Origin of the sequence: Pedococcus sp. 2YAF34, from assembly GCF_052114585.1 — a bacterium.
Classification (GTDB): domain Bacteria; phylum Actinomycetota; class Actinomycetes; order Actinomycetales; family Dermatophilaceae; genus Pedococcus.
Window position 1 is genome coordinate 1 of sequence record NZ_JBFRFA010000129.1, and the last position, 403, is coordinate 403.

1 protein-coding gene is annotated in these 403 nt (G+C 69.0%); it reads left to right on the top strand.

What is annotated here, in order from left to right:
- Positions 1-403: FAD-dependent oxidoreductase (locus tag AB4Z02_RS19215; protein ID WP_441972974.1), on the top strand; the 403-nt coding region annotated here is incomplete at both ends.

Below are 403 nucleotides of genomic sequence, written 5' to 3' on the forward strand. Positions count from 1 at the left end.
ACCTGATGTGGCGCGGCGAAGGCCGGCAGACGATCGAGCGGCTGCATGCGACCAACAACTTCCCGGAGTTCACGGGCCGGCTGTGCCCCGCGCCCTGCGAGTCGTCGTGCGTGCTCAGCATCAACCAGCCCGCCGTGACCATCAAGCAGGTCGAGGTGTCGATCATCGACCAGGCCTGGCAGAACGGCTGGGTGCAGCCGCACCCGCCGGAGCGACTGACGGGCAAGACCGTGGCCGTCGTCGGCTCCGGTCCCGCGGGGCTCGCTGCGGCCCAGCAGCTGACCCGTGCCGGCCACACCGTGGCCGTGTACGAGCGGGACGACCGGATCGGCGGACTGCTCCGCTACGGCATCCCGGACTTCAAGATGGAGAAGAAGCACCTCGAGGCCCGTCTCAACCAGAT